The sequence below is a fragment of the Algoriphagus winogradskyi genome (assembly GCF_900182815.1).
GTDB classification, from domain to species: domain Bacteria; phylum Bacteroidota; class Bacteroidia; order Cytophagales; family Cyclobacteriaceae; genus Algoriphagus; species Algoriphagus winogradskyi.
Genome location: NZ_FXUA01000002.1, coordinates 571,214 through 597,132 on the forward strand (window position 1 = coordinate 571,214; position 25,919 = coordinate 597,132).

The window sequence follows — 25,919 nt, forward strand, 5'->3', positions numbered from 1 at the left end:
TATATAAGCCAAATTAGAATCTAAAAGTGAATTTTAGAAGATTTTTCCATTCGACCCGAATAAAAGGGAAGTAAAATTCTAAGCGCTTCATTTTCAATGCTTAGGCAAATCTCATTAAATTGATAATCTGATAGTAAACTTTTAACCTATACAAATTATGGAAAGCAAAAATGGATTTTTGAAAATGAGTATTGCTGAATTTATTCCTTGGATACATGCCCAGCGCATAGCTCGCACCATTATCACTATTCAACAGCATCACACATGGAGCCCTAACTACACCCATTTCAACGGTAGAAATCATTTCGACAGACAATCAGCCATGAAAAATCATCATGTTCGAAATAATGGCTGGAGTGATATAGGGCAGCATTTTACGACCTTTCCAGATGGGACCATAGTTACCGGAAGGTCTTTAGAAGCCACTCCAGCATGTATTTTTGGTGCCAATAGAGACTCCATTTGTATCGAACATCTAGGTAATTTTGATAAAGATGGTGATGCAATGACAAACGAGCACAGAGATACCATAATTCAGATGACTGCAGTTCTTTGTGATAAATTTAGACTGCCAGTGAATACGTTTAGTATCATTTATCACCATTGGTTTGAACTCAGTACTGGGAAGAGGAATAATGGAACCGGCGGCAATAAGTCTTGTCCAGGTTCAAATTTCTTTGGTGGAAATAAAGTTGAGGATTGTAAGTCTTTCTTTCTTCCGTTTGTAGAACAAGCTATTCAAGGATCCCATCTGACCATTGCTCCTCCTGCTATTGAAAAATATGTAGCAGTGACAGCTAATCTACTTAATGTACGTACCGCACCAAATGGGTCTTCTGCAAAAGCTCCAGATAGACAGGCTGCTCAATTAGGAGCAATTTTGAGAATCTACGATGAATCCAATGGATGGCTTAAAATATCAAATAGTCAATCACACTGGGTTTATGGAAGATACACAACTGAGGTTCAAAGAGCTACTATCAATGCAAATGTGCTTCGAGTAAGGAGTGGTCCTGGGACAGCATATCCAATCGTAGATAACCTGATGAAGTCAGAAGAAGTATTCATATCCAAAGAATCAGATGGCTGGTGCAAAATGAGTTTGGAGGAAAAATGGTTAAGTAAAAGCTATTTGGATTTCAAATAATCTTGGAAAAAGATTTACCTAATTTACCCGATATGTGAGTTGATTTCTCATTTCGTGGAACTTCTCTAATTCCTTTTGCTACTTAAACCCGTCTATCTAACCGTTAGACGGGTTTCCCTTTTTTGGAATATTCTTCGCTTTATTAAAAGTGCTTCCAAACCGAAGCTGCTTTCTGGCAAAGAGAGTAATTGCCAACTTAACCACTAAAACTATGAGTTTATTAAAAGATGTAAGAGTAGCAATATTAGCTACGAATGGATTTGAAGAATCAGAATTAGTAGAGCCAAAACGTGCCCTTGAAAAAGAAGGTGCTGAAGTATTAATTATCTCACCGGAAAATGATGAAATCAAAGGCTGGAAGAATGGAAATTGGAGTGATGCCATAAAAGTAGATGCAAGAGTAGATCAAGTAAGTTCGACTGACTTTGATTCCTTACTGATTCCTGGAGGCGTGATCAATCCTGACCTATTAAGGAGAGATATGACTTCTGTGAATTTTGTCAAAAGCTTTTTCGAAGATCATAAACCGGTGGCGGCTATTTGCCATGGCCCTCAAATGCTTATAGAAGCTGAAGTGACCAACGGCCGTACCTTGACATCCTTTGCGTCAATAAGAAAGGATCTTGAAAATTCTGGGGCACATTGGGTAGATGAAGAAGTAGTCGTGGATAGCGGCTTAGTCACATCACGAAGCCCGAAAGACTTACCAGCATTCAATAAGAAGATGGTGGAGGAATTCCGGGAAGGAAAACATGCTGGACAAACAGCTTAATATAGAAGAGCCCGATTTATCGGGCTTTTTTTATTTGATGCTTATCGTATTCAGTTAACATAAAACTATTAATACATACTGTTTTGAAATCTTAACATCGGTATTGTGAACACAGCATTTCAGAAAGCGTACTATTATTACGTTATTCATAGTTAAACTGCATTTATATGAAAAGACTTTCCATTGCCTTACTGTTTTCTTTGTTAACCATACTTGCTTATTCGCAGGAGATCAAGGAAACTTCTTTTAAATCCGAAATCCAAGAAGTCACGGTTTTCCTATCCGGAGCCCAAGTATTTGAAACTTCCAGCGGACAGATCTCTGCTGGGGAGTCATTTATCCTGATCAAGGGACTTTCTCCTTATGTGGATGAAAAGAGTATTCAGGTCAAAGGTATGGGTGATTTTACGATTCAGGCAGTTAATAAGCGCTTAGATTACCTCTCTGAGCAAAAAACTGGGGAGAAAGTTAAAATGCTACAGGATTCTATTTTGGCAATCCAAAGAAACCAAAGTATAGAAAAAGGGCGCCTGGAAGTGCTAAAGGAAAAAACCAGTTTGCTTAATGCCAATAAGAATATCGGCGGAACTCAGAATGGAGCTAGTCTGACAGAATTGAAACAGGCGATGGATTTTTACGATGCTGAGCTGATGAAAATCAAAGCTGAGGAACTGAAAATACAAGCGAATCTTCAAAAGGAAAATGAGGAGATGAATAAGCTCAGCAATCAAATTGCTGCAATGCAGGAATCCGGTAATGAATCAACCACCGAAATCAGAATCAGAGTGAAAGCAGAACGAGCAGGTGCTGCCAATTTTGAAATCAATTACCTGGTTGCTAATGCAGGATGGTACCCAAAATACGATGTGCGTGTAAAAGATGTGAGTTCCCCACTTTCCTTGACGTATAAGGCAGAAGTTTATCAAAATACCGGAGTTGACTGGAAGGACGTGAAACTGAGATTTTCCAACGGTAACCCAAACCAAGGCGGACAAATCCCTGATTTAGAAAAATGGGAATTGAATTTTGCCAGATTGACCACTTTCAATCCTAGGACTCAAAACTTCGGGTCAGTTTCTGGCAGAATTACAAGTGCTTCTGACGGTAGCCCTCTTCCGGGTGCAAATGTGGTAGTTTCTGGAACATCGTTAGGTACAGTTGCAGATATGGAGGGAAATTACTCGATAACTTTGCCTTCAGGGGCAAACCAATTGAGCGCACATTATATAGGTTATCTATCTCAAGAGGTTTTTGTGAATTCATCAAGAGTAAATATTTCTTTAATGGAAGATGCCGTCGCTTTGGATGAGGTGGTTGTGGTAGGGTATGGCACTCAAAGTAAGAAAGCTTTAGAAGGCAAGGTTTCTGGTGTTAAGATTAGAGGTACTAATTCCCTGAATTCTTCACCAGCTCAAGCGCTACAGATTTCCGTAGTAGAAAACCAAACCACAGTAGAAATCGAAGTTGCAGAGCCTTACTCTATCAAATCCAATGGGGAGAAAACCTTGGTTGATCTGAAAAATTATGAGGTAGATGCTGCCTACAGTTATTCGGTTGTACCTAAACTTGATAATGATGCATTCCTGATTGCTGAGATTGCCGATTGGAGTCAATACAGTTTGCTGGAAGGAGAAAGCAATCTATACTTCGAAGATGGCTTTGTAGGCAGATCAATATTGAATGGATCTTCATTGCAGGATACCTTGGAAATCTCCATGGGACGGGATAGAAGCATTGTGATCCAACGGGAGAAAAATGATGAATTTTCGAAAAAACGAGCTATTGGGTCAAACATTACAGAGAGTCGCGAGTACAAAATCACAGTGAAAAACAATAAATCTCAGCCCGTGACGATCAATGTGGAAGATCAGATTCCTGTTTCTGTGAATTCTGATATTACCGTCGAGGCATTAGGACTTTCTGGGGGTAAATTAGATCCGAATACTGGATTAGTCACTTGGACTATAACTTTGCAGCCGGGGGCTCAACAAGAGCTCAAACTTCAGTACGAAGTGAAATATCCAAAGCGGGAAAAAGTGATTTTGGATTAAGGTTGATACTATGGTAAATAGCTAAAAAGGGGGTAAACATAATTGTTTACCCCCTTTTTTAATGGTCAGAAATGAATGAACTCCTTATTTCACTATCCAATAATTCAGATAGCCAGATGGGGTTTCCAGTACCACTTTGAATATGTCAGACTGTGTTCCATTAAGGGAAAATGACTTCTTCTCATCGACTAAATTGACCTCACCGACTAGCCAATAATTATCTAAGCCACCAGTCTTGAAATTATTTGTTGTTGATACCCAAACTCTGCCTTTTTTGCCTTTGGAAAGAGATTTCCAGCTCATTGAGATTTCTCCATTTTTCGATTCAGCTTTCAGTCCACTTGCATCCACTGCTCCAATGAATGGAGTTCCATCTAATTCCATTGCGATCTTCTTAGGAATGCTGATTTCTAAATGATTCGCTATAGAAGGCAGAATGTCCACCATCTCTGGTGTTTCCTCAAAATGTGAATTGGTGTTTTTTGAATTGGTGACTATCCATGTGGCACGTTCTCTTGCGCTATGACCTCCGTGATCAAAACCATCATCAGTTCTTCCATGATCTGTAGTGATGACTATTAGCCAATCTTCTCCAAAAGTATCTTCTCGGTATTGAATTGCTTCCCAAACACGTCCGATTTGGATATCTGCTTTTTTGACTCCGTCCATCATTTCAGGACTATTGCCAAAGCCATGTCCCATATCATCGGAATATTCCAAATACATCCAGGATAACCCTGGAGCTTCCTCAGAAATATAGCGGGCAGCTTCTTTGGAAACTGCTTCGTCTATTCTATGGATGTAAAATTTATCATCGTCATGAGGGAAATTCAAGCTGTCCAGCTCCAATCCGTCAAAATAATAGTCAAAAACAAAGTTTCCAGTTTGCGGTAAATTCGCCCCCACCAGTTTAGTTCTATTGTCTAGCCAAGTAGAGAAAATGGCCGTTTTCTTAGTTGGGTTAGCTTCTTTTAGTATTCTGAAAATTGTCCAGTAGTTATAATTCGGCGCCTTGATACTGTTTCCCCATACATTATGCTTATTCGCCCAAACTCCAGTTAATAAGGAGTTATATCCCACTGCAGAAATAGTAGGCGTCTCAGAATATCCGCCCACTTCGCCGCCCATACTAGCTTTAGTAAATCCTCCAATTGCACTAATCTTGTCCATATTTGGAGTAGCAACTGAATCGATCACATCTGCAGGGATTCCATCTAGGATTACGAATAACACTTTTTTGGAGTTGGTTTGAGCAAAACTGTGAGATGCAAACAAGGCAACGGCTGCAAGCGTTAAAATTCTTTTCATTCTTGGCTATTTCTAAGAGATTCTAAAGGTACTCCCTAAAGTTAAAAATGAAATGGAATAGGTTTTTAGCTCCCCTGCTACTTCCGGTCCAATGTCATCTCCAAGAAGGTGTACCAGGTATCTCCTTGGTTGAATTCGCCGATTTCAAACCATTGACCTTTCTCATTTATTTTGATAATGTACCTGACCGATTCTGCAGGATACCAATAATATACATCCTCTTTTATTTCAGATTTGAAAGTCCCTTTTTGTCCAGATGGAAGGAATGATTGAAAATCAAACTGATTTTCTGCTCCGGAAGATGTGATGATGGCTAGCGCATTGTGGACAATTTCTCCATCTGATTTACCTAATCCTTCAATTAAAATAGCCGTGGAATCTAGTTTGAACTGAATATTTTCAGTTTGTTCAAATGTACGTTTGACTCTATCTTGGCCCATCATCCACCCGGATCCTTTCCATTCCCCGACTAGAAAAGATAGTTTTTTCACTTCTGCTTGGAAAGATTTATCGGTTTCACTGCTTTGCGCAATTGATAGGTTTGTGATAACCGATAGAGCGAGTATTAGAATTGTTGATTTTTTCATAATTTCTATAAAATGGTTTATACTATAAACTAAATATTCAAATTTTTTTAAGTGATGTAATTTTTAAGATTTTCAACATAACTCTCAAAAGCTCTAACACCTTTTTGTGTTACAGAGCAGGTAGTTAGCGGTCGTTTTCCTTTAAATGACTTTGTTATTCTGATATACTCGGCTTTGTCAAGTTTATCCAACTGTACACTTAGATTTCCTGCAGTTGATTCAGTTTTCTCTTTGAGAAAGGTGAATTCTGCTGACTCCACGCTGATTAGGATGGACATAACGGCTAGGCGCAACTGCGAATGTAAAAGAGGGTCTAATGGCTTAAACTCGCTCACGATAAGTGTATTTTAAGTAATAACCAGGCACAAGATATCCCAAAACCATCGCAATCCCAGCGACTAAGTACTGATCAGAAACTGATACAAGGAATGCAATAATAGCAGCAATCGCCAAAACTAATCCGCCAAACTTAACCATCGAAACTTTGATGATGCTACCGGTAGCAAACATTCCAACTGCGGCTAATAGTAAAATCACAGGATTATGATTAAATCCTAGCACTGGCATAAAACTCAGAACTATTAGCATGGCAACGAATACTCCTATCCAGACTTGGTTCAGGATCTGATCTAGATGTGTTTTGAATTTTGCCTTGCTCCGCTTATTGTAGCTCCAGTAAAAACTGAATAAGGAAGCTGGAATTACAAGAATCCAGATGTAATAAGGGTGTTCGTAATTTGCTTTTTCAAGTGCATAAAACCCAAGATTGCAAATAGATATTACCCATCCCCAGAGCAAAAGGTGAAAACTTCCATCTCCTGCCGCTTCTTTTTTGACTCTAGCGATCATATCAGTGATGATCGCTAAGGACTCAGTACTTGATAATTCTTTTTCCATGATTTTAAAATTTAATGTTTGAGCGATAAATGTAAATAAGTTTATAATATAAACCAAAAATAAATTAAAATGCTGATTATAAAATGTTTAAAATCCTTTTGGTCGTATTTGGGTTTGATAATGAATTTGGAACCCTCCGGGAATTCATTTTTGAATTCATTTTCTTAACTTGATTCTTAAACCTTTTTGATGCCAAAACATGAAAAATATTTTTCATCCTCAGATAGTTCAAGAATTAATCGACAGGATAAACAAGCTTACTCCCGAGACCACGCCGCGTTGGGGAATAATGCGTGTAGATCAAATGATGGCTCACTGCTGTGTTGCTTATGAAATGGCATATACCAATAAGCATCCCAAGCCTAATGGGTTTATGCGCTTCTTGTTGAAAACCTTCGTAAAGAATGGCGTAGTAAACGATAAACCTTACCCGAGAAATGCCAGAACTGCACCTGCTTTTATTATTGCGGAGCGCAAAGACTTTGAAACTGAAAAAGCACGTTTAATTGGGTATTTGGAGCAGACTAGAGATCTTGGTATCCCCCATTTTGAGGGCAAGGAATCGCTATCTTTTGGTCCGCTCACAGCTGAGGAATGGAATAGTCTTTTTTATAAGCATCTCGATCACCATTTAACCCAATTCGGTGTATGATACATCCTGCAAAGTCTATCAGGACTTTTATTGGTTCAAAAGACTATAACGAGAGTATTCGATTTTATAAAGTATTGGGATTTGAGGTGAAGTCACTCGATCCCAAGATGTCATTAGTTACCGTTACCGATAAGCTTGCATTCTATTTACAAGATGCTTACTTGAAAACCTGGTGCGAAAACTCCATGATTTTTCTAGAATTAGAAAGTGATCTCGAGTCTTATTGGGAGGCTATCAAAGTCCTTGGTTTACCGGATAAATTTCCTGGAACCAAACTGAGCACGATTAAACATAACGATTGGGGAAGTGAGTTTTTTCTTCATGACCCAGCCGGTGTTCTTTGGCATTTTGGGATATTCAATTGATCCCTACTCCAGATGTGGAAAATATAGGCTGACTTATAGACTAATTCCGCTATACTTTGAGCCTAAATAAGTTAGCTTATTGACGGTTAAGATTTCTTTTAATAGACCATAAGAATTTTGTCAAGTAGTTCTTTCGGTCTGATTCTTGAGCCCTTTTGCCTCAAAAAGATTAACTACATATGAACAAAAATTTGCTTCTATTGGGACTTTTTGCGTCACTTTCATTTGCAACTTCCTGCTCTAACTCTGAATCAGTTTCTGAAGAGGAAAATGAAATCAATTCTACAGAAAAGGCTTTATATGTTGGTGACAATTCAGCTACCTCGCTTGACTGGAACGGTACCTATAAAGGCACAGTGCCCTGCGCTAGTTGTGAGGGAATTGAAACTATTCTAACCCTCAACATCGATCGTACTTATAAATTGTCAACCCATTATTTCGGAAGAAATGACGCTCTGGAAGAGGATGATATGGGGACTTTTACTTGGGATGAAACTGGATCTATTATTACGCTGGAGCATGTAAGCAATGGGCCTAGCAAATATAAAGTGGGTGAAAATCGCATTTGGCAACTTGACATGCACGGAAATATTATCACCGGAGATCTTGCGGATCATTACATACTGACCAAGCAATAAACCTTACTTAAATCGCACTATTTTTCCATGAGCTTTTGAGGTCATGTTCTGAGGAATGGAATCTGTGATTTCCTTGTATAAAAGTTCTACGAGCTTTTGCTTTAGGAAACTTCGATTTAAAATTATACTTACTTCGCGTGTAGGAGAAACGCCGTCAAAAGGCCTTAATCTGGTTTTCTCCTCATCGGAAAGTTCTAAGGTCGCTAATTCTGGAAGAAGAGTAACGCCTTTGTATCTGTTTACCATGTTTTTAAGCCCTTCAAGTGATCCACTTTCGTAGTGAAAATTCTTTGGTCCGCTTAGGCTTTGATCACAAAGATTAATCACTTGATCCCGAAAACAATGCCCTTGCTGGAGAACCCAGAAATCTTCTTTCTGCACTTTTTCAGGATGAAACGCCGACTCCTTTAATAGGGGATGATCCTTTGATAAATAGGCGAAAAACTTTTCATAAAACATTGGTTTCTCGACAATTCCTGCTTCCTCCAAAGGTGTCACAATAATTCCAAGATCTAACTCGTCATTCTTTAACTTTTTCACTACGTCTTCAGTGACCATTTCCTGCACCTCCAGCTTCACATGTGGATATTTCTCCAAAAACTTTCTGATAAAAAGATGCAATAAGTAAGGTGCCAGCGTAGGGATAATCCCCAACTTTATCACCCCTGAAACATCTCCTTTCAAGTCAGCTACCAATTCAAAAATTCCTTTGCTTTCAGACACCACCTTCTTGGCTTGCTTGATTATTTGAACTCCCATTTCAGTAGGAATTACAGGCATTTTACTTCGATCAAAAAGAATGACCCCTAAATCCCGTTCTAACTTACTGAGCTGTGCGCTCAAGGTAGGTTGAGTTACAAAACAGCTCTCCGCAGCATGGCCAAAGTGTCTGTGCTTGTCGACTGCTATCAGGTATTCTAGTTGTTGTATAGTCATAGGCTTATGCTTCTCTATGTCAAAAGTAGAAATTTCCGAAAAGAGTTTCTTCCTCCTTTTCTAATACCAAGAACCTTTAATCAAATAGCGAATTGAATGTTTTTCAGTCGATCAGAAAATCAGTACTTTATAAGCCAATATTCAAAAGATCCCCTAATAACCTTAATCTCTCTAAATAATGAGCAAATCAAATTTTTCCCGAAGGAAATTCCTAAGTGCCTCCTTATTAAGTACCGTTGGCTTTTCAGCTATTCCAAATCTAAGTTTTGGAAAAAATACGGTCGCAGCCGATACCTCTAAAATTCGCCTAGGATTCATAGGAGTTGGGAGGCAGGCGATGGGATTGCTTAGCAACATGATGAAAAACCCAATTGTGGACGTAGTGGCAGGTGCAGACGTCTATGAGATAAAATTGGAAAGATTTAAAGAACGTGTAGCAAAGCTTTATAAGGAGGAGAAAAGAGAGGCTCCATCAATGAAAGTTTATGGGGATTACAAAGAATTGCTAGCAAATCCTGATGTCGATGCGGTAGTGATCGCTTCGCCAGATCATTGGCATGCAATGATGGCAATAGATGCCTGTCATGCCGGAAAAGACATTTATCTGGAAAAGCCGCTAACCTTCACCATTCATGAGGGGCAAGAGTTAGTTAAAGCTGTGCGCTCCAATGGGATCGTACTTGCTGTAGGAAGCATGCAGCGATCTGGGGCTAATTTTCAACACGCAGCCAGAATGGTCCAAAAAGGAATGCTTGGAAATATCAAACAAGTTCTGGTTAATGTAGGTACTCCGCCTCATCCCAAGCCTTACGATTTGCCAATTCAACCGGTTCCTGCAGGTTTAGATTGGAATTCTTGGGTTGGGCCTATTCCAGCTATTCACTACAACGAAGAATTAAATCCTCCAATTAGCCTGAACCCAGAGCAAAATGAAAAAGTATGGGGAGCATGGCGATGGTACCAAGAAACAGGTGGCGGGCTGATGACTGACTGGGGAGCACATATGATAGATATCGCACAGTGGGGACTTGGAATGGATAGAAATGGTCCAGTTGAAGTAATCCCTAGTACTGGTTCTGCACCGCTGAAATACATTTATTCAAATGGAGTCCCTATGGTTATTGAGCCTTTTGATGAAGGAAGGCAAGGAGTGAAGTTTATTGGAGAAAAGGGCTGGATTAAGGTTTCTAGAGGTACTTACGACACGAATGTTTTAGCCTGCGAGCGCAAATTCGAGAAAGAGGAGTTTGGATTCGGGGATCATCACATAGATTTTATTGATTGTGTAGTTAAGCGAAAAGATCCTGTAGTGCCTGTTGAAATCGGTCATAGCTCGTGTACAGCTTGCACTATCGGAAATATTGCGCATCAATTAGGACGACCACTTAAATGGGATCCAATAGCACAAGTATTTGTAGATGACTGGGAAGCCAATTCCAAGCTTCATTATACTTACCAGCATGGCTATTCACTTGGTTAAAGCGTATTAATTGAGGTTGTTGTATAGTTCAGGTAGTTGATTTTTAAGATTATACAGTTAGATTGTATAAAATCCTAATTTTCGCCCCATGCTTCCAATCCATCAGCTTTCGCTATCTCTTTATTCAAGTTCCAGATTATTAATTCAGTTCATTCAAACCGCTTTGAATGAACTGAATTTGACCTACCCACAATTTCTTGTGCTATCTGTTTTGTGGGAAGAAGATGGGTTGAAGGTCAATGAAATCGGTAAGCGTCTTTATCTTGATTCAGGGACGTTGACCCCTTTGTTGAAAAAACTAGAGGCAATGAATTACGTGAGGAGGCAGAGAGGTGAGGCGGACGAACGGACAGTTCATGTGGAATTAACTTATCCTGGAAAATCACTTCAAGTTAAAGCCCATGAAATAATTGAGCCTTTAAATGAACAAATGACAGAATCTTCAGATTTAAAATTGTCTGAGCTAAACCATTCTATTTCTCACTTGTTAGATAGTATTGAAAAACTAAAAAGATCTAACTAAATGAAGAAGTTGAATATTGATTATACCGCGGTAGCTATAAATACTGGAGGTAGAAAAGGCCATGTGAAAACGGATGATGGACTTTTGGATTTTGACGTTGCGATGCCAAAAGAAATAGGAGGTGAAGGAGGGAAAACAAATCCAGAACAATTTTTTGCTGCAGGTTATGCTGCTTGTTTCGGTGGTGCATTAGGTGCTGTTGCTGGGAAGACGAGTCTGCGGGATTCTGAAATTACCGCCAAAGTTCATCTGGGTAATTATGGTCCGGGTGATTTCGGTTTGGCGGTGGATATTTTTGTGAAAATACCGCATGCTGATTCTTTGGAAGAAGCCCAAAAACTAGTTGAGGCAGCGCATGAAGTTTGTCCTTACTCCAAAGCAACTAAAGGGAATATAGAAGTAAATGTGAAGGCTATCTCTTAGCTTTCGCTCTTAAAATCTACAGTCTAGCTACTCGCCTAGACTGTAGATATGTTTATTTGATGGATTGTGGTTGAGTTATTTTTATGATCCCTTTTTTAAAAATTTTGCGTTCTTGAAGAGCCATAAGTCCACTTGGTGCATTTTCTAAAGCATATAATCCTAGGTCGTGTCCAGTGATTTTTCCTTCCAAAATCCAGTGAAAAAGGGTCTCCATATTCTGCCTATTCTGTGAAGCTTCCACTTTTGAGAAATTCCCCCAGAATACACCAACAATAGAACATCCTTTGAGTAAAGGTAGATTCATGGGGATTTTAGGAATATCTCCATTGGCAAATCCTACAATCAGGTACCGGCCTTTCCATGCGATTCCTCGCAAAGCGGGATCAGTGTACTTTCCTCCAACAGGGTCTAAAATCACATCAACTCCCTTTCCATTTGTTAATTCCTTAATTCTGGATTTCAGATCTTCCGTTTCGTAATTGATCGTTTCATCAGCACCTTTACATCTGCAGTATTCAAGTTTTTCATCCGAAGATGCACAGGCAATGACTTTTGCTCCCATGGCTTTTCCCAATTCAACTGCAGCAATCCCGATTGCGCCGGAAGCTCCTAGCACAAGTAAGGTTTCTCCTTCCTGAAGATTTGCCCGATCTTTCAACCCATGAAAAGCTGTGCTTAAGGAATAAAGAGATCCAGCAGCTATTTTTGAGGAAATTTCATCAGGAAGTACAAAAATTCGATCAGTATCCACAGCTATTTTCTCCGCAAATCCACCCCAGCGACAAAGCGCCAAGACGCGATCTCCAATCTTCAGATTGCTAACACTATCGCCTAATTCGATGATTTTACCCACTACTTCTCCACCAGGAGAAAAAGGAAGCTCTGGCTTAAATTGATACTTGTTTTGGATGATCAGCAAATCAGGATAGCTCACACCACATACTTCTACTTGGATCAAAACTTGATTTTCCTTCGGTCTAGGATCAGGTAATTCTCCAATTTTTAAATTTTCAGGTAGGCCAAACTCCTCGCAAATAACTGCTTTCATTTCGATGTAATTTTTTTACGATAAAAATCTTTAAGGTATGTTTTCTATGATTCTATTTGGCTAAACTTTTTCGCCACCAATCAGCTTCTCTGGTTCTTGCTACCTTCCTGCCTGACAATTACATCTTTAAAATAGGCATTTCAGGCTGAAAAGGATAATTTTGAAGCTGTACTAAATAATCCCCAGATATATGGCAGTTAATGATTTTATCCGAGACAACAAAGATCGATTTCTTAATGAATTGTTGGATTTGCTCCGCATTCCTTCGGTAAGTGCTGATCCTAAATTTAAAGATGATGTTTTTGCTGCGGCTAATTTTGTGAAGGAAAGCTTGGAAAAAGCAGGTGCTGATGTAGTGGAAATTTGCCAGACGAAAGGTTATCCAATTGTTTACGGAGAGAAAATCATTGACCCTACTTTGCAGACGGTTTTGGTGTATGGACATTACGATGTGCAGCCTGCTGATCCTTATGAACTTTGGGATTCTCCTCCTTTTGAGCCCGTGATCAAAAAGACGAAGATTCATCCCGAAGGAGCAATTTTCGCTCGTGGATCTGCGGATGATAAGGGTCAGTTTTACATGTATGTCAAAGCTTTTGAAGCGATGATGGCTTCAGGAGATTTGCCTTGCAATGTCAAATTTATGATCGAAGGAGAAGAGGAAGTTGGGTCTGACAACTTGGATAAATTCGTCATCGAAAATAAAGAAAAGCTGAAAGCAGACGTCATTTTGATTTCTGATACGCATATGATTTCCATGCAAGATCCTTCCATCACGGTTGGTCTTCGCGGCATGGCTTACATGGAAGTGGAAGTAACTGGATCCAATCGAGACCTTCACTCAGGTACATACGGAGGAGCTGTTGCCAACCCGATTAATGTACTTTGTGATATGATTGCTTCCATGCAGGATGAGAATAAGCATATTACCATTCCTGGGTTCTACGATAAGGTGCAAGAGCTGACGGCTGCGCAAAGAGCACGCTTGAACGAGGCTCCATTTGATCTAAATGAGTATAAAGAGAAATTAGATATTGATGATGTGCATGGGGAAGAAGGCTATACGACTATTGAGCGTGTTGGTATTCGTCCTACGCTAGATGTCAACGGTATCTGGGGTGGATATATTGGAGAAGGAGCCAAAACGGTTTTGCCGTCAAAAGCACATGCGAAAATCTCTATGCGTCTCGTACCTGATCAGGACTGGAGAGAAATCGCTGAGTTATTCGAAAATCACTTCAAATCTATTGCTCCAAAATCAGTAAAAGTAAAAGTGAAAGCTCATCATGGCGGTTCCCCTGCGGTAGTTTCCGATTCATCTGTTGGTTACAAAGCAGCAGAAGCTGCAATGGAAGAGACTTTTGGGAAAAGACCAATTCCGACTCGCGAAGGTGGATCTATTCCTATCGTTGCGTTGTTCCAAAAGGAATTAGGTTCTGATCCAATTCTGTTTGGTTTTGGGCTTGATACGGATGCATTACATTCACCTAATGAGCACTACGGCGTAAAGAATTACTTTATCGGTATAGAAACTATTGCGGCGTTCTTCCGTCAATTTAGAAAGCTAAGCGACCACTAATAATTGGCTTAATGCTTTATCTTGTAGTTCAATAATTCTCTTACCTCTATTTTCTTTTCCATCAGGTTGGAAGACCGAAGACGGATGACCGGAAGTCTTGAATTCGCTAGAGTTAGCCATATTAGAAGACGAGTTTGTTCTGGTAGTAAAATAAATGAGGTTACTCAAAAAAGTAAATTGCTAATCAATCATTCTTTCATGACTAAAACCAAAGGAAAATCAGGAAAACTACTGCTACTGGTACTGCTTTTCTTCAGTTTCTACGCTCAAGCACAGATTATTGCTCCGCCAAAATGGACGATTTCAATCGAGCCAAAAAGTCTGGTTCAAGGTGAAGAGGCTAAGTTGGTATTCGAAGCACAAATTCCAATTGGTTGGTATATCTATGCCAATGATTTTGATCCGGATCTAGGTCCGATTTTGGCGACTTTGGAGTTGGATAATTCTGAAGAATATACTTTGACAGGTGGTTTTAAAGCCATTGATTCCAAGACAAAATATGAAGATATCTGGGAAGGTGATGTAAAGTATTTTATAGGTAAAGGGAGGTTTGAGCAATTATTTATCCCTAAAAGTACCTCAGGAAAGATTACCGGAACGCTGGCATATCAAATGTGTTCTGATGTCTCAGGTAAGTGTGTTAATTATGATCTTGATATAGAGACTGAATTCGAGGCTAGTGAGCCTGCTATTACCTCAACTCCTTCAGAAAGTACTGTTCTAGCAATAGATTCAGTTTCTTCTTCTGATTCTGAAACAGAGGATACTCCTTTTGGTATCCAGGAAAATCAGGTGGATGAGCCAGTTGCCAATTCTTCTCCATCTATTGAGATCGTTCAAGTTCAAGAGAGCGAATCACTATTAGGTTTTATGGTATTGGCTTTCCTTGCTGGACTTGCAGCTTTACTGACACCTTGTGTGTTCCCTATGATTCCTATGACGGTAAGTTTCTTCACTGGCCGTGCTGGGAGCAAAGCAACAGGAATACGAAATGCCATCATTTATGGCTTGTCGATTATTGCTATTTATACAATTGCTGGAACTGCAGTGGCCGCTATTCAAGGTCCTGAATTCGCCAATTGGCTCGCAACACATTGGCTTCCGAATCTTTTTTTCTTCGGGATTTTTATCTTTTTCGCCTTGGCTTTTCTTGGGATGTTTGAGATTACTTTGCCTTCTGGCTTTGTAAACAAAGTAGATGAAAAGGCTGAAAAAGGTGGTTTGACAGGGATTTTCTTTATGGCATTCACACTCGTGTTAGTGTCGTTTTCCTGCACAGGCCCTATCGTTGGATCTATTTTGATCTCTTCGGCTGGTGGAGAATTGATTAAACCGATTCTGGGAATGTTTGCATTCTCCCTAGCCTTTGCAATTCCATTTACGCTGTTTGCTATTTTCCCTGAATGGATGAATCGCTTGCCGAAGTCCGGCGGATGGCTGAATTCTGTGAAAGTGGTTTTGGGATTTCTAGAACTGGCTTTAGCTTTCAAATTCCTTTCCATCGCTGATCTGGTATATCACTGGGGAATCCTGGATCGGGATATTTTCTTAATTATCTGGATTGTGATTTTCTCTGGATTGGGACTTTATCTTTTGGGTAAAATCCGCCTTCCACACGATTCACCAATGGATGCCATAGGGGTGCCAAGACTACTTTTGGCTTTGTTCACCTTTATGTTTGTGCTTTACATGATTCCAGGTCTTTTTGGAGCGCCGCTGAAATACCTAAGCGGTTACCTTCCTCCTATGTCCACCCAGCAGTTTAAATTGACTGGTGGGCAAAGTATGGTTGAGGCTGGAGAGAATATCCTGGGTGAACCAGTAAAATATGCAGATATCCCACTGGAAATACCTCTCGGTATTCAGGGGTATTTTGACTATGAGCAAGCGATGAGAGCTGCAAAAAAGGCAAATAAGCCACTTCTCATTGACTTCACTGGGCATGGATGTGTGAACTGCCGAAAAATGGAGGAAAACGTCTGGGTAGATCCGCAGGTTCTGAAGAGGCTGAAAGAAGATTTTGTAATGGTAGCACTCTATATCGATGAGCGATTGGAGCTTCCTGAAAGCGATTGGTACACCTCAGAATACGACGGAAAAGTCAAGAAGACTTTGGGTAAGCAAAATGCTGATTTCCAGATTACCCACTTTCAAAACAATGCACAGCCTTACTATGTGATCCTAGATCACAGTGAAAATCTCCTCGCTCAGCCTAAGGGATATGAAACCGATATTCAGGAATTTGTTGAGTTTTTAGACGGAGCGAAAGAGAGGTTTAAGCAAGCGAATTAATCTTGCTTCATTTTATAGGTCAGCAATCTAGGATTCACAATCAATTGCACCCAACCCCAGTTATTGGTGTTTTCTGAACTTGTTCCGCCTTTCACAGCACTCATACTTTCCGTGGCAAATAGCTGAGAGTAACCCACATTCATTTTCACATATTTTCCCAGGGAGTTACCATAGACTAAGTCAAGCTCTGTTCCCAGATTTTGTGATAAATCGTTTGCCATTTCACCGTTGGCAAAAAACACGTGAGCATTCAGACCCAAAGTGGATTTCTCTCCAGTTGGTAAGGCTATTTTTCCATAGACATCATTCAGTCCTACGTTATTGGCATGATTTCCCACGTAGAAGTAATCCATGTATCCATTGAATTTATGGTTGGTACCATAAAGAGGGAAGAAGGATTTATTCTTTTCTTCGCCAGCTTGATCTGTCCCACTCAATGACTCAAAGCCTCCAATTAAAGTCACTTTTCCAGCTTTATATTTTGCCTCAACCATGTATTGGTACGCGCTCAGATCTGTGGAGGCATTTGCCTTTCCAGTCTGCAAATAAGCTGAACCCGTAATAATGAGGGCAGAAAGCGGGAAGGTAAAGTAAGTGCCTGTAGTCTGGCGGTAATAAAGTCCGTCTGTCTGAGGAATGGGATCGCTACTGTACTTCTGAAAACCATTATTCATAAAGAGAAAGCTAATCGATCCTTTGTCCCACGCCTTAGTAAGGTGAGCCATTTGCATGGATTTGTAGGAGAAAAACCCAGTAATGGTATAGTCACTACCTATAGTTTTTTGATTCTCCTGATTGTAGGCAAAAGCTAAATCCAGCTTGAACTGATCTTTGGAATACTGGATCATCGCGGCATCATGAAATCTTCCCTGCATCGCCCAATCCACTTCGCCAAGTATTCTCTGATCATCATAAGAAATCGTTTGACGGCCAAGCTTTAATGCCCAGTTTGGAGTAAAAGAATAGCGAAGCCAAGCCTGAAAAAGGCCAAAAGAGTCATTTCCATCTGCTGCACTGAGTTGCTGGGTGTCGCCCCAGGTACTTACGTCCTGTACACTTAAGTAGAGGCTTAGCTTTTCGTCTTGAAAACCCAAATTGAGTCTAGATCGCTGCGTTACAAATGCTGCAGGTTTTCCATTATCTGGGAATAGGCTACCAAAGCCGTGTCTATATTCAAACCGAGGACGTATGTCCGCGTCTAATGTGAATTCCTGAGCCAATACAATTTGATGGTATGCTACGAAGGCAAGAATTAGCGTAAAAATCTTTTTCATAGTTCGAGTGTTAGTGGTTAAATCTCGAACCAAATATAAGTATAAATACTTATTATATTTTAAATAAAATACGTATAAATACTAAGTTTTATATTTTCTGGAATTTCTAACATTTCTTCTCGAATCGATTTAAATGCTTCCACTGAATACAGATCACTGCTCACTATTCAACTTGCTTTTCAAAAGTCTTTTTCACAAACTTCGATTTAGGAGCTTCGCAAAGAGAGCAAAGGTAAGTCTCGGGTAAATCCTCAAATGCAGTCAATGGAGCTATATTCTGAACCAAATCTCCGTATGCTGGATCATAAACTGTGAGGCAATCCGAGCATTGATAAGCTTCAGTTTTTATAGTCTCCTTTGGAGTAGCCAATTTTTTGGAACCCTCTGGCTTTTTTCCCAACTGCTCGAAGTACATCTTACTTAGCTCGATCAAAAGTCCCGGCAATTCTACCTTATCCACTTCTTGTACGTAGACGATGTATTGCTGTGAGTTTGGATCAAAGTTTTTTGCATAAAGAAGATTGTACGTATTTCGGATTTTGATGCCTTCCAATCCTGCCGGTGGCTGATTTTTCTCTATGATGATGGAGGTGAAGTAATATGCCTTTCTGGTGTAATCAGTGATTCCAAAAGTAAGTCCGTAAGTACTGATATCCCGCTTGTCAAAGTTGTCAACAAGATATTCTTTGAGTTTCAGCGCAGATTTATTGTTGACAGGAAGATGCCAATTCAGTTCCAGCATGGAGTGTCGCACATTGATTCCGTAATGGCCCAGCAGTCTTTCCCATTCGATTTTTGTGTTTTCTGGAATTCCTTTAATGATAATGGATTTCCAGGGCGTGATGGAGATTTTTCCGATTCGGCTGTCCGCACAGAGGTCACAGAGCACCTTCAAAAAGTCTATGTAGTACTTATTATTTCTCCAATACAATCCCAGCCAATAGCGATCGTCTCCCACACGATTGATGCCTTCGTAGTAGGGAAACGGGTAAAAGGGAACTTCAAGTGGAGTGTCCACTGTACGGTTATTGGAATCCACAGCGTCATTCACCAACTCAAATAGAAACTCCACATCGGCTGGCTCTTCCTTCAAAATCTCTTCAATTGCTGCAGCTACTTTTGCTATATCCCAACTGTAAATAAGCGCTGGATACATCATTGTCTCTTCCCATTCTGGCAGACGGACGTACAGATACCAGTAATCCTCGTGTGCAGAAGCTATGAAATTCAAATGCCCCGTGAAAAGTGGTACAAGGCGCTGTTTGGGGTCTGTAATGTTGATTTTTAGGTTTGGCTGTACTCTGAATTGTTCCAAAATATACAGATATCGATCCCCAGTCAGCCAAGGGGTGTTAGGAAAAATGTCTGATGAAACGTAAGAAGAAACAATATTTTCCACCCCCAATTCCTCCGGAGACACCAATTGAAATTTATCCTGAGAATCAATTTCCAGCGTATCATCATCTTTGATAAAGAGAATATCTTGACGAGAGCCCAATGAAATAGTGTCCAAACCGGCACTTTCTGCCAGTTCCAAAATCTGCTTTAATTCTGCGGGTGAAAGTACTCCGCCTCTTACGACTACTCTAGAATAATTTTGTGTCATCTGCTTACAAGTTACTTTCAAAGGATTTACTCAGGGTGATGGTTGATTTCACGCCAGTACTTTTGATTGGTGAAGAATCTCTCTAACTTCTGTTTTACAACTTCCGCAACCCAAACCAGCTCCTGTTTGCTGGCATAGAGCAGTAAAATCCGTGCATCCTCCTGCAATAGCTTCCTGGATATTTCCCTCGCCTACACGGCTACAGCTACATACTAATTTTCCTATTACTGGCCTTGTATCAGAAGATCCCATGAGCAGTGATTTCCTTTTTTCAGATAGCTCAATTTTGTTTTCGATAAGGGATTTGAACTCAGCAAATTCATTTTTATCCCCCATCAGCACAGCGCCAATTAGCAAGTCATCTTTGACGATACACTTCTTGTAATAGCGACGACTGATATCGGTGAAAATGATTTCCTCGTAGCTATCATCATTTTCAGGTATGATGATATCCCCAATACTGCACAGTTCCAAATCCTTAAATTTCAGAATGTTCATCAGCACGGATCCGCTATAAATGCTGCTGACATCACCAGCGATATAATTTGCCAAAACCATAGCTTGCTCCTCAGCAGCAGAAGTGATTCCGAAGAGTTGATTTTGGAATTCTGCGATCTCGCCTATGGCAAAAATGTTAGGATAATTGGTCTGTAAGTGCTGATTGACCTTGATGCCACGACCACATAAAATCCCGTTATCCCGGGCAATTTTGATATTCGGCTGAGTGCCAATGGCGTAAACTACTGCATTGGCGTAAATGATTTTTCCGCTTTTCAGCGTGATGGAAAGCGACTTGTGTTCTTCATCATCGAAAACTGTGCTCACTTCGTTGTCGAAATACACGTGAATTCCACGCTCCTGCACATCCAATGAAAGCAGCTTGCTGGAAACCTCATCCAGTTGTCGTTCCATGAGTCTGGAAGCGCGCTGCACGATGGTCACTTTCACACGGTTGTGCTGTAAGGCCGCAGCAAGTTCTAGTCCCAACAAGCCACCGCCGATAATCACGACATGCTGATTTTCAGGTGGTAACTTGGTCGAGTCTAAGTAATCTTTGAATCGATCCGCATCAATTTTACTTCGCATTGTGAATCTACCAGGCAGGTCTAGCTGAGCATCTTTCGGTATAAAAGCTCTACTTCCTGTAGCTAGGATCAACTTGTCGAAAGGATATTCATGCCCATTATCGTCAACCACCACCTGCTTTTCTGGATCGATCTTTTCTATGGAAAGGCCAGTATGAAGAGAGATTTTAAGCTTCTGAAGCTCATATTCCTTTATCTTCTGAAGCTGCTCCCAAGTCAGTTCTTCGGTCACATATTCCGGTAATAGAACCCTGTTGTAGAACGGATGGGGTTCCTTCGAAAATACATGAATCTGATCGGAATCATTATGCTCTCGGTAGTTTTGGATAAAACGGAAAGCGGCGGCTCCGGCGCCCACTACCACTATTTTCTCTTTTTCTTTTTTGTATTTGGATACTGATACCGTCGTAAATTTAAAATCCGGTTCCTTGGACTGCGGATCGACCACAGTTTTGGTCAGGTTATTTGCTCGATTGAGATCACTTTGAAGTTGCTTGCCCCAGTGCATTGGGAGAAAAACTACGCCTTCTAGAATGCTTTTGGAAAGCTTGGCCTTCACACGAACGATGCCGTTTTTGCTTTTGACCTCTACAACATCACCATCTTTCACCTTGTCCAAATAGGCATCTATGGGATTAATTTCTAGTACTGGACTTGGGTAATGCGTACGAAGTCGGGATACTTTTCCCGTCTTGGTCATCGTGTGCCACTGATCACGAACACGTCCTGTCGTAAGAATCAAAGGATATTCCTTGCTCGTTTTTTCGGAAGTGTTTTCTATTTGAGCAGGGATATTGAAGATCGCTTTTTGAGTCGGTGTATAGAATTTATTGTCTGAAAATAGTCGCGCGGTTCCTGTGTGTCTGTATTCTGGAACAGGCCATTGGAAGGTGCCCTCACTTTTCAGTCTATCGTAGTTCAAAAAGGAAATATCAATGTTCGTACCTTTGGTCATGGCACAATATTCCTCGTAAATCTCCTCCGTATTGTTAAAATTAAAGCCTCGGAAACCCATTCTGCGGGCAAAATCGCAAAGTATCTCTACGTCAGGTCTAGCTTCTCCCGGAGGATTGATTCCTTTGTTGAGGTAAGAAATTCTACGCTCAGAATTGGTCATAGTGCCTTCTTTCTCCAGCCATCCTGCTGCAGGCAGAACCAAATCTGCATATTCAACCGTGTCAGCTTTGTGTGAAATATCCTGAACGACTACGAATTTGGCATTTTTCATCGCCTTTTCGATCTTCTTCGAATTTGGCAAACTCACCATAGGGTTGGTGCAGATGATCCAAACGGCCTTCATTTCCCCACTTTCCAAAGCCTCAAACATCTCAGTGGCAGATAATCCAGGTTCTGGAGAAATCTCATTTACGCCCCAAAAATTCGCGACTTCCTGTCGGTGTACAGGATTATTCAAGTCCTTGTGAACAGCCAGTAAACTCGCCATTCCACCCACTTCACGCCCTCCCATGGCATTTGGCTGACCTGTGAGAGAAAAGGGCCCATTTCCAGGTTTCCCGATTCTGCCAGTTACCAAAGAAAGGTTCAGCAGAGAAAAATTCTTATCGGTACCTATGGCGCTTTGGTTGAGCCCCATCGCCCACATGCTGATGAATCCTTTGGATTCGCCGATGATCTCTGCTACTTTTTTAATGTCGTCAACAGAAATTCCGCAGAGTTTTGAAGCTTCTTTCAAGGAAGTTGCCATCACTTGCTTGCGGTACTTCAGGTAGTTTTCGGTGTGATTTTCTATGAATTCTTTATCTGCCAGTCCGATTTCTATGATTCTACGGCCGATGGCGTTGTATAAAATAATGTCAGTGCCGGGAATGATTTGCAGGTGAATATCCGCGAAAGTAGCAGAATCGGTTTTGCGTGGATCCACGACTATTATCTTCACATTGGGATTTTTCTCCTTATGCTTTTCCAATCTGCGGAAAAGGATAGGATGACACCAGGCGGGATTTGCGCCAGCGATCAAAAAAGCATCTGCCAACTCTATGTCTTCATACGAAATAGGAACTGAGTCTTCTCCAAATGTTTTCTTGTAAGCAACTACCGCCGAGCTCATGCACAAGCGACTGTTGGTATCGATGTTATTTGTGCCCAGAAAGCCTTTTGTGAGCTTATTTGCGATGTAATACTCTTCAGTAAGGCATTGTCCTGAAATGTAAAAGCCTACACTGTTTGGTCCGTATTTCTGAATCAAAGACTTGAAAACACCAGCAGCTCTGTCGAGTCCTTGGTCCCAGCTCACCCGCTCCCGAGGATGAGATCTACTCCAACGCATCTCAGGATAGAGAATTCTATCCGAAGTATCGTTTACCACGTAGTGCAGATTACGGCCCTTGGAGCAAAGCATGCCCTGGTTCACAGGATGATTCTGATCACCTTCGACCTGAACTTTGTTTTGAGAGTCCACCTCAGCAACTATTCCGCAGCCAACGCCGCAGTAAGAACAAGTGGTTTTGATTTTTTTATCTGGGATCACTACTCAGGTGTTAGAATTTGAATTTGGAAAATATGGATATCTGTAATGATGTCAGGTATTTCATTTTCTTAGCTTAAAGGACGGAAGATCGAAGTGGCCTTAAATCTGGCGGTTAGCTTATTTTAGTATGATTTAATCTCGTTGATAATTGAAATGCGATATACATATGATTTATTATAATTATAAGCGTCTATGGTAGCCTGCTAGTAAAGAACTTAAACACCAGTGAGGGAGGCAAACATTAACATTGAAGTTGCTTCGGTCATCGGTCATCGGTCTGGCCTTTATCAACAAAATAGCTCATCCGCAAGACAAATGGTCAACTGCAGAAGAGCTATTTTGGGAGTGATGCTACAAGTTAATTATCAATTCTGACTAATTCAGGTTGCAGTTTGCTTAATTCTACCTCAGCCACTTTTTCATCCTCTGTGCTGAATCGAATGGCTAAAGCAACCATTCCTGATACTACGATCAATCCTCCTATGACCAAATATCCTGCAGATACAGCACTTGCTGCAGCGGCTGATTGTGCAGCTGCTACTGCTTCAGGGCCAAGCGTTTCACTTGCAATTACCGCAGCTTTTTCTGCCACGGCAGATTTGGAGCTTAGGAAAAGCGCTGCTATAAAGGCACCAAAATTCCCGCCTGCTCCTACGATTCCAGAGATAGAACCGATTGCTTTCCTATTCACAAATGGGACAACTGAGAATGTGGCCCCCTCCGCCATTTGTACAGCTAGGCTAAATGCAATTAACAAAGCAAATCCTATGAAAAGTCCTGTGGCCAGAGAGAACAAACTAAGCATTAATCCCTCTACAATTAAAATTGCTGCCAAAAACCAAACTCTTCCTTTCAATCCTCTCAATTTTCCAAATTTGTCGCCAAAGTATCCTCCAAGTGTACGTGCAAAAATGTTCATCAGCGCGAATGAGAGTACGATATTACCCGCAGTGATTCGCTCCAGTTGGAAGGTGTTCTGCAAGTAATCGTCCATGGTTCCATATACGGTTAGTTCTATTCCAAAACAGGCCGCATAAACAATGAACAGTAACCATACTCGGTAATCTTTAACTGCTTCTGCAAATCCCACTTTGTCCTTTTTGGTCGAAGGAACCTGCATTCCTCTAGCTTCCAATTCTTTGAAATTTCCTGCTGGAGTATCTTTTGTGAAAAAGTAATATATCAAGCCCATGCTAAAGCATACGATTCCCGCAATCACCATGGCATATCTCCAAGCATCTGCCTGAGCGACTCCGGCTCCTATCACTATAGCTGCGATAATTGGCATTCCAAGTCTATTTGCTCCGCCACCTAAATTCCCCCAGCCTGCAGAAGTTGCATTGGCGGTTCCCACGACATTGGAGGCAAACATCAGCGAGGTATGGACCTGAGTGATGACAAAAGAAGCACCAATAAATCCTGTCAACAGTCTGCAAATCATAAACTGCATCGGCGTTTGCACCAATCCACTAAGTATAACTGGAATTGAGCCAAGGATAAGCAGCCAGGTGTAACAAAGTCTTGGACCGTATTTGTCACAAAGTTTCCCGATGAGAAGTCTGGCGAAAACTGTTCCCGCTACTGCTAATACTGTAGCGTTCCATTTTTGGGCAGGAGTAAGGCCAAGATCCTTGACCACGTCAGGCATGAAAGGCACTATACCGAACCATGCGAAAAAGCAGATGAAAAACGCGATTGATGTAATCCAGAATGTACGGATAGGCACGGTTTTGAAATCAAGAAGATTTAAACGTGTCGCTTTGTGTGTAAGTAGTGGTTCCATAATACTTATATTTAACTGAGTTAAAAGTAAGTATAAATACGTAATTAATAAAAATAATACGTAATTAATTTAGAATAAAAATAAAAAATCCACTTAGAATTGCTCTGAGTGGATTGCTGACTAAGTATAAAATTGAATATATTTTTCTGGATTCCTTTTTTAACCGCGAAGGACACGGAGTTTTTCGCAGAGAGCGCAGTATTAATTTATTTTTCTTATCCCACCAAACAAAGGCTTTATAGTTCTGAGACTGCGACTGATCACTAATCTCTATAGTTCCCATCCCGACTTAATAAGTACTGCTAGATCAAATTCAATTCTCTGGATTTGGTAGTGAGCTCTACCAGATTCTTCACGTTCATTTTCTTCATCAGGTTAAAGCGGTGAACCTCTGCCGTTCTTTTGCTGATTTCCAGTGCATCAGCGATTTCATTATTTCCTTTTCCTTCCAGAATGAGTTCTAAGATCTGCTTTTCTCTGTTTGTCAGATTAGCCAATTCTTCCGGAAGCACATCGGACTTGGAAGATGCTTTGGGTTTTCCATTGACGAAATTGTTGATAATATATGCCGACACATCTCCAGCAAAAAATTTCCCGCCATTGGAAATCGTGTGTAAAGCCTTTAAGAACTCACTTTTAGAGGATCCTTTCAGCAAATACCCATCTGCTCCAGCCTGAATAGCCTCTACTACATACTCTTCCGAATCATGCATAGATAGGACAAGCTTTTTGATTTTTGGAAAGGATTTGGTCATTTCCTTAACTACTTCCAATCCGTTCATGCGTGGCATTCGAATGTCCACTATTAGTAGATCAGGATGTTGCTCCGCGATCACTTTCAGCGCTTCGACACCGTCGGAAGCCTCGTCGATAACTTGGAATTCTTGTTCACTTTCAAGGAGTGACTTGATTCCATCCCGTACCAATTCGTGGTCATCCGCTAAAACTATCTTTATTGGGTTCATATGCGCTTAAGTAAATACGT

General features: G+C 40.7%; 22 protein-coding genes. 11 read left to right on the forward strand and 11 right to left on the reverse strand.

Annotated elements, in window-relative coordinates:
• Positions 1–157: 157 nt before the first annotated feature.
• The 3 genes from QOL76_RS06930 to QOL76_RS06940 all read left to right on the forward strand — a co-directional run bounded on the left by QOL76_RS06930 (position 158) and on the right by QOL76_RS06940 (position 3,970).
• Positions 158–1,147: an N-acetylmuramoyl-L-alanine amidase gene (locus QOL76_RS06930; RefSeq protein WP_283412307.1), complete on the forward strand. Its 990-nt coding sequence runs from the start codon at positions 158–160 to the stop codon at positions 1,145–1,147.
• 211 nt (positions 1,148–1,358) lie between these two features.
• Positions 1,359–1,919, forward strand: a complete 561-nt coding sequence (locus tag QOL76_RS06935) for a type 1 glutamine amidotransferase domain-containing protein (protein WP_283412308.1) — start codon at positions 1,359–1,361, stop codon at positions 1,917–1,919.
• Positions 1,920–2,086: 167 nt separating this feature from the next.
• Positions 2,087–3,970: a DUF4139 domain-containing protein gene (locus QOL76_RS06940; protein ID WP_283412309.1), complete on the forward strand. Its 1,884-nt coding sequence runs from the start codon at positions 2,087–2,089 to the stop codon at positions 3,968–3,970.
• 84 nt (positions 3,971–4,054) lie between these two features.
• Here QOL76_RS06940 and QOL76_RS06945 read toward each other — a convergent pair whose 3' ends face one another.
• The 4 genes from QOL76_RS06945 to QOL76_RS06960 form a co-directional block, all read right to left on the reverse strand.
• Entirely contained in the window at positions 4,055–5,278 is a 1,224-nt protein-coding gene (locus QOL76_RS06945) for an alkaline phosphatase family protein (RefSeq protein WP_283412310.1), read from the reverse strand.
• Positions 5,279–5,355: 77 nt separating this feature from the next.
• On the reverse strand, positions 5,356–5,865 hold the full coding sequence (locus tag QOL76_RS06950; protein WP_283412311.1) for a hypothetical protein: 510 nt from the start codon (positions 5,863–5,865) through the stop codon (positions 5,356–5,358).
• A gap of 47 nt (positions 5,866–5,912) precedes the next feature.
• Complete coding sequence (locus tag QOL76_RS06955) at positions 5,913–6,200, reverse strand: winged helix-turn-helix domain-containing protein (protein WP_283412312.1); 288 nt, start codon at positions 6,198–6,200, stop codon at positions 5,913–5,915.
• The gene (locus tag QOL76_RS06960) at positions 6,187–6,762 is read right to left on the reverse strand and encodes a hypothetical protein (protein WP_283412313.1); all 576 of its coding nucleotides are present in this window, start codon (positions 6,760–6,762) and stop codon (positions 6,187–6,189) included. Before QOL76_RS06960 ends, QOL76_RS06955 begins: the two co-directional genes overlap by 14 nt.
• Positions 6,763–6,961: 199 nt before the next feature.
• Here QOL76_RS06960 and QOL76_RS06965 point away from each other — a divergent pair, with 199 nt between their 5' ends.
• The 3 genes from QOL76_RS06965 (at position 6,962) to QOL76_RS06975 (ending at position 8,417) form a co-directional block, all read left to right on the forward strand.
• A complete protein-coding gene (locus tag QOL76_RS06965; protein ID WP_283412314.1) occupies positions 6,962–7,414 on the forward strand; it encodes a DinB family protein in 453 nt (150 codons plus the stop codon).
• The gene (locus tag QOL76_RS06970) at positions 7,411–7,779 is read left to right on the forward strand and encodes a VOC family protein (RefSeq protein ID WP_283412315.1); all 369 of its coding nucleotides are present in this window, start codon (positions 7,411–7,413) and stop codon (positions 7,777–7,779) included. The genes QOL76_RS06965 and QOL76_RS06970 overlap by 4 nt, the downstream gene beginning before the upstream one ends.
• A 179-nt stretch (positions 7,780–7,958) precedes the next feature.
• Complete coding sequence (locus QOL76_RS06975; protein ID WP_283412316.1) at positions 7,959–8,417, forward strand: copper resistance protein NlpE; 459 nt, start codon at positions 7,959–7,961, stop codon at positions 8,415–8,417.
• A gap of 3 nt (positions 8,418–8,420) precedes the next feature.
• On the opposite strand, the gene QOL76_RS06980 is transcribed toward QOL76_RS06975, so the two are convergent.
• Positions 8,421–9,353, reverse strand: a complete 933-nt coding sequence (locus QOL76_RS06980; protein WP_283412317.1) for a hydrogen peroxide-inducible genes activator — start codon at positions 9,351–9,353, stop codon at positions 8,421–8,423.
• 178 nt (positions 9,354–9,531) lie between these two features.
• Here QOL76_RS06980 and QOL76_RS06985 point away from each other — a divergent pair, with 178 nt between their 5' ends.
• The 3 genes from QOL76_RS06985 (at position 9,532) to QOL76_RS06995 (ending at position 11,779) form a co-directional block, all read left to right on the forward strand.
• Positions 9,532–10,833: a Gfo/Idh/MocA family protein gene (locus QOL76_RS06985; RefSeq protein ID WP_283412318.1), complete on the forward strand. Its 1,302-nt coding sequence runs from the start codon at positions 9,532–9,534 to the stop codon at positions 10,831–10,833.
• Between the two features lie 88 nt (positions 10,834–10,921).
• Positions 10,922–11,356: a MarR family winged helix-turn-helix transcriptional regulator gene (locus tag QOL76_RS06990; protein ID WP_283412319.1), complete on the forward strand. Its 435-nt coding sequence runs from the start codon at positions 10,922–10,924 to the stop codon at positions 11,354–11,356.
• Positions 11,357–11,779, forward strand: a complete 423-nt coding sequence (locus QOL76_RS06995) for an organic hydroperoxide resistance protein (RefSeq protein WP_283412320.1) — start codon at positions 11,357–11,359, stop codon at positions 11,777–11,779.
• A 52-nt stretch (positions 11,780–11,831) separates the two neighbouring features.
• On the opposite strand, the gene QOL76_RS07000 is transcribed toward QOL76_RS06995, so the two are convergent.
• Complete coding sequence (locus QOL76_RS07000; RefSeq protein ID WP_283412321.1) at positions 11,832–12,827, reverse strand: NADPH:quinone oxidoreductase family protein; 996 nt, start codon at positions 12,825–12,827, stop codon at positions 11,832–11,834.
• Between the two features lie 190 nt (positions 12,828–13,017).
• On the opposite strand from QOL76_RS07000, the gene QOL76_RS07005 reads away from it, so the two are divergent.
• Together QOL76_RS07005 and QOL76_RS07010 are read left to right on the forward strand one after the other, a co-directional pair.
• Entirely contained in the window at positions 13,018–14,406 is a 1,389-nt protein-coding gene (locus tag QOL76_RS07005) for a dipeptidase (RefSeq protein WP_283412322.1), read from the forward strand.
• A gap of 198 nt (positions 14,407–14,604) precedes the next feature.
• Positions 14,605–16,698: a protein-disulfide reductase DsbD family protein gene (locus tag QOL76_RS07010; RefSeq protein WP_283412323.1), complete on the forward strand. Its 2,094-nt coding sequence runs from the start codon at positions 14,605–14,607 to the stop codon at positions 16,696–16,698.
• On the opposite strand, the gene QOL76_RS07015 is transcribed toward QOL76_RS07010, so the two are convergent.
• The 5 genes from QOL76_RS07015 to QOL76_RS07035 form a co-directional block, all read right to left on the reverse strand.
• Positions 16,695–17,972, reverse strand: a complete 1,278-nt coding sequence (locus QOL76_RS07015) for an alginate export family protein (protein ID WP_283412324.1) — start codon at positions 17,970–17,972, stop codon at positions 16,695–16,697. The two genes, QOL76_RS07010 and QOL76_RS07015, sit on opposite strands and share 4 nt — an antisense overlap.
• Positions 17,973–18,135: 163 nt before the next feature.
• Positions 18,136–19,578, reverse strand: coding sequence for a rubredoxin (locus tag QOL76_RS07020; protein ID WP_283412325.1), 1,443 nt, complete (start codon positions 19,576–19,578; stop codon positions 18,136–18,138).
• A gap of 48 nt (positions 19,579–19,626) precedes the next feature.
• Positions 19,627–23,148, reverse strand: coding sequence for a molybdopterin-dependent oxidoreductase (locus QOL76_RS07025; RefSeq protein ID WP_377919248.1), 3,522 nt, complete (start codon positions 23,146–23,148; stop codon positions 19,627–19,629).
• A gap of 361 nt (positions 23,149–23,509) precedes the next feature.
• On the reverse strand, positions 23,510–24,934 hold the full coding sequence (locus tag QOL76_RS07030; protein ID WP_283412327.1) for an MFS transporter: 1,425 nt from the start codon (positions 24,932–24,934) through the stop codon (positions 23,510–23,512).
• Between the two features lie 302 nt (positions 24,935–25,236).
• Entirely contained in the window at positions 25,237–25,899 is a 663-nt protein-coding gene (locus QOL76_RS07035; RefSeq protein WP_283412328.1) for a response regulator, read from the reverse strand.
• Positions 25,900–25,919: the final 20 nt, after the last annotated feature.

Excerpts from the sequence above, each read along its gene's own strand:
- QOL76_RS06930 (WP_283412307.1), top strand. The coding sequence starts at position 158 with ATGGAAAGCAAAAATGGATTTTTGAAAATGAGTATTGCTGAATTTATT.
- QOL76_RS06935 (WP_283412308.1), top strand. The coding sequence starts at position 1,359 with ATGAGTTTATTAAAAGATGTAAGAGTAGCAATATTAGCTACGAATGGA.
- QOL76_RS06940 (WP_283412309.1), top strand. The coding sequence starts at position 2,087 with ATGAAAAGACTTTCCATTGCCTTACTGTTTTCTTTGTTAACCATACTT.
- QOL76_RS06945 (WP_283412310.1), bottom strand. The coding sequence starts at position 5,278 with ATGAAAAGAATTTTAACGCTTGCAGCCGTTGCCTTGTTTGCATCTCAC.
- QOL76_RS06950 (WP_283412311.1), bottom strand. The coding sequence starts at position 5,865 with ATGAAAAAATCAACAATTCTAATACTCGCTCTATCGGTTATCACAAAC.
- QOL76_RS06960 (WP_283412313.1), bottom strand. The coding sequence starts at position 6,762 with ATGGAAAAAGAATTATCAAGTACTGAGTCCTTAGCGATCATCACTGAT.
- QOL76_RS06965 (WP_283412314.1), top strand. The coding sequence starts at position 6,962 with ATGAAAAATATTTTTCATCCTCAGATAGTTCAAGAATTAATCGACAGG.
- QOL76_RS06970 (WP_283412315.1), top strand. The coding sequence starts at position 7,411 with ATGATACATCCTGCAAAGTCTATCAGGACTTTTATTGGTTCAAAAGAC.
- QOL76_RS06975 (WP_283412316.1), top strand. The coding sequence starts at position 7,959 with ATGAACAAAAATTTGCTTCTATTGGGACTTTTTGCGTCACTTTCATTT.
- QOL76_RS06980 (WP_283412317.1), bottom strand. The coding sequence starts at position 9,353 with ATGACTATACAACAACTAGAATACCTGATAGCAGTCGACAAGCACAGA.
- QOL76_RS06985 (WP_283412318.1), top strand. The coding sequence starts at position 9,532 with ATGAGCAAATCAAATTTTTCCCGAAGGAAATTCCTAAGTGCCTCCTTA.
- QOL76_RS06990 (WP_283412319.1), top strand. The coding sequence starts at position 10,922 with ATGCTTCCAATCCATCAGCTTTCGCTATCTCTTTATTCAAGTTCCAGA.
- QOL76_RS06995 (WP_283412320.1), top strand. The coding sequence starts at position 11,357 with ATGAAGAAGTTGAATATTGATTATACCGCGGTAGCTATAAATACTGGA.
- QOL76_RS07000 (WP_283412321.1), bottom strand. The coding sequence starts at position 12,827 with ATGAAAGCAGTTATTTGCGAGGAGTTTGGCCTACCTGAAAATTTAAAA.
- QOL76_RS07005 (WP_283412322.1), top strand. The coding sequence starts at position 13,018 with ATGGCAGTTAATGATTTTATCCGAGACAACAAAGATCGATTTCTTAAT.
- QOL76_RS07010 (WP_283412323.1), top strand. The coding sequence starts at position 14,605 with ATGACTAAAACCAAAGGAAAATCAGGAAAACTACTGCTACTGGTACTG.
- QOL76_RS07015 (WP_283412324.1), bottom strand. The coding sequence starts at position 17,972 with ATGAAAAAGATTTTTACGCTAATTCTTGCCTTCGTAGCATACCATCAA.
- QOL76_RS07020 (WP_283412325.1), bottom strand. The coding sequence starts at position 19,578 with ATGACACAAAATTATTCTAGAGTAGTCGTAAGAGGCGGAGTACTTTCA.
- QOL76_RS07030 (WP_283412327.1), bottom strand. The coding sequence starts at position 24,934 with ATGGAACCACTACTTACACACAAAGCGACACGTTTAAATCTTCTTGAT.
- QOL76_RS07035 (WP_283412328.1), bottom strand. The coding sequence starts at position 25,899 with ATGAACCCAATAAAGATAGTTTTAGCGGATGACCACGAATTGGTACGG.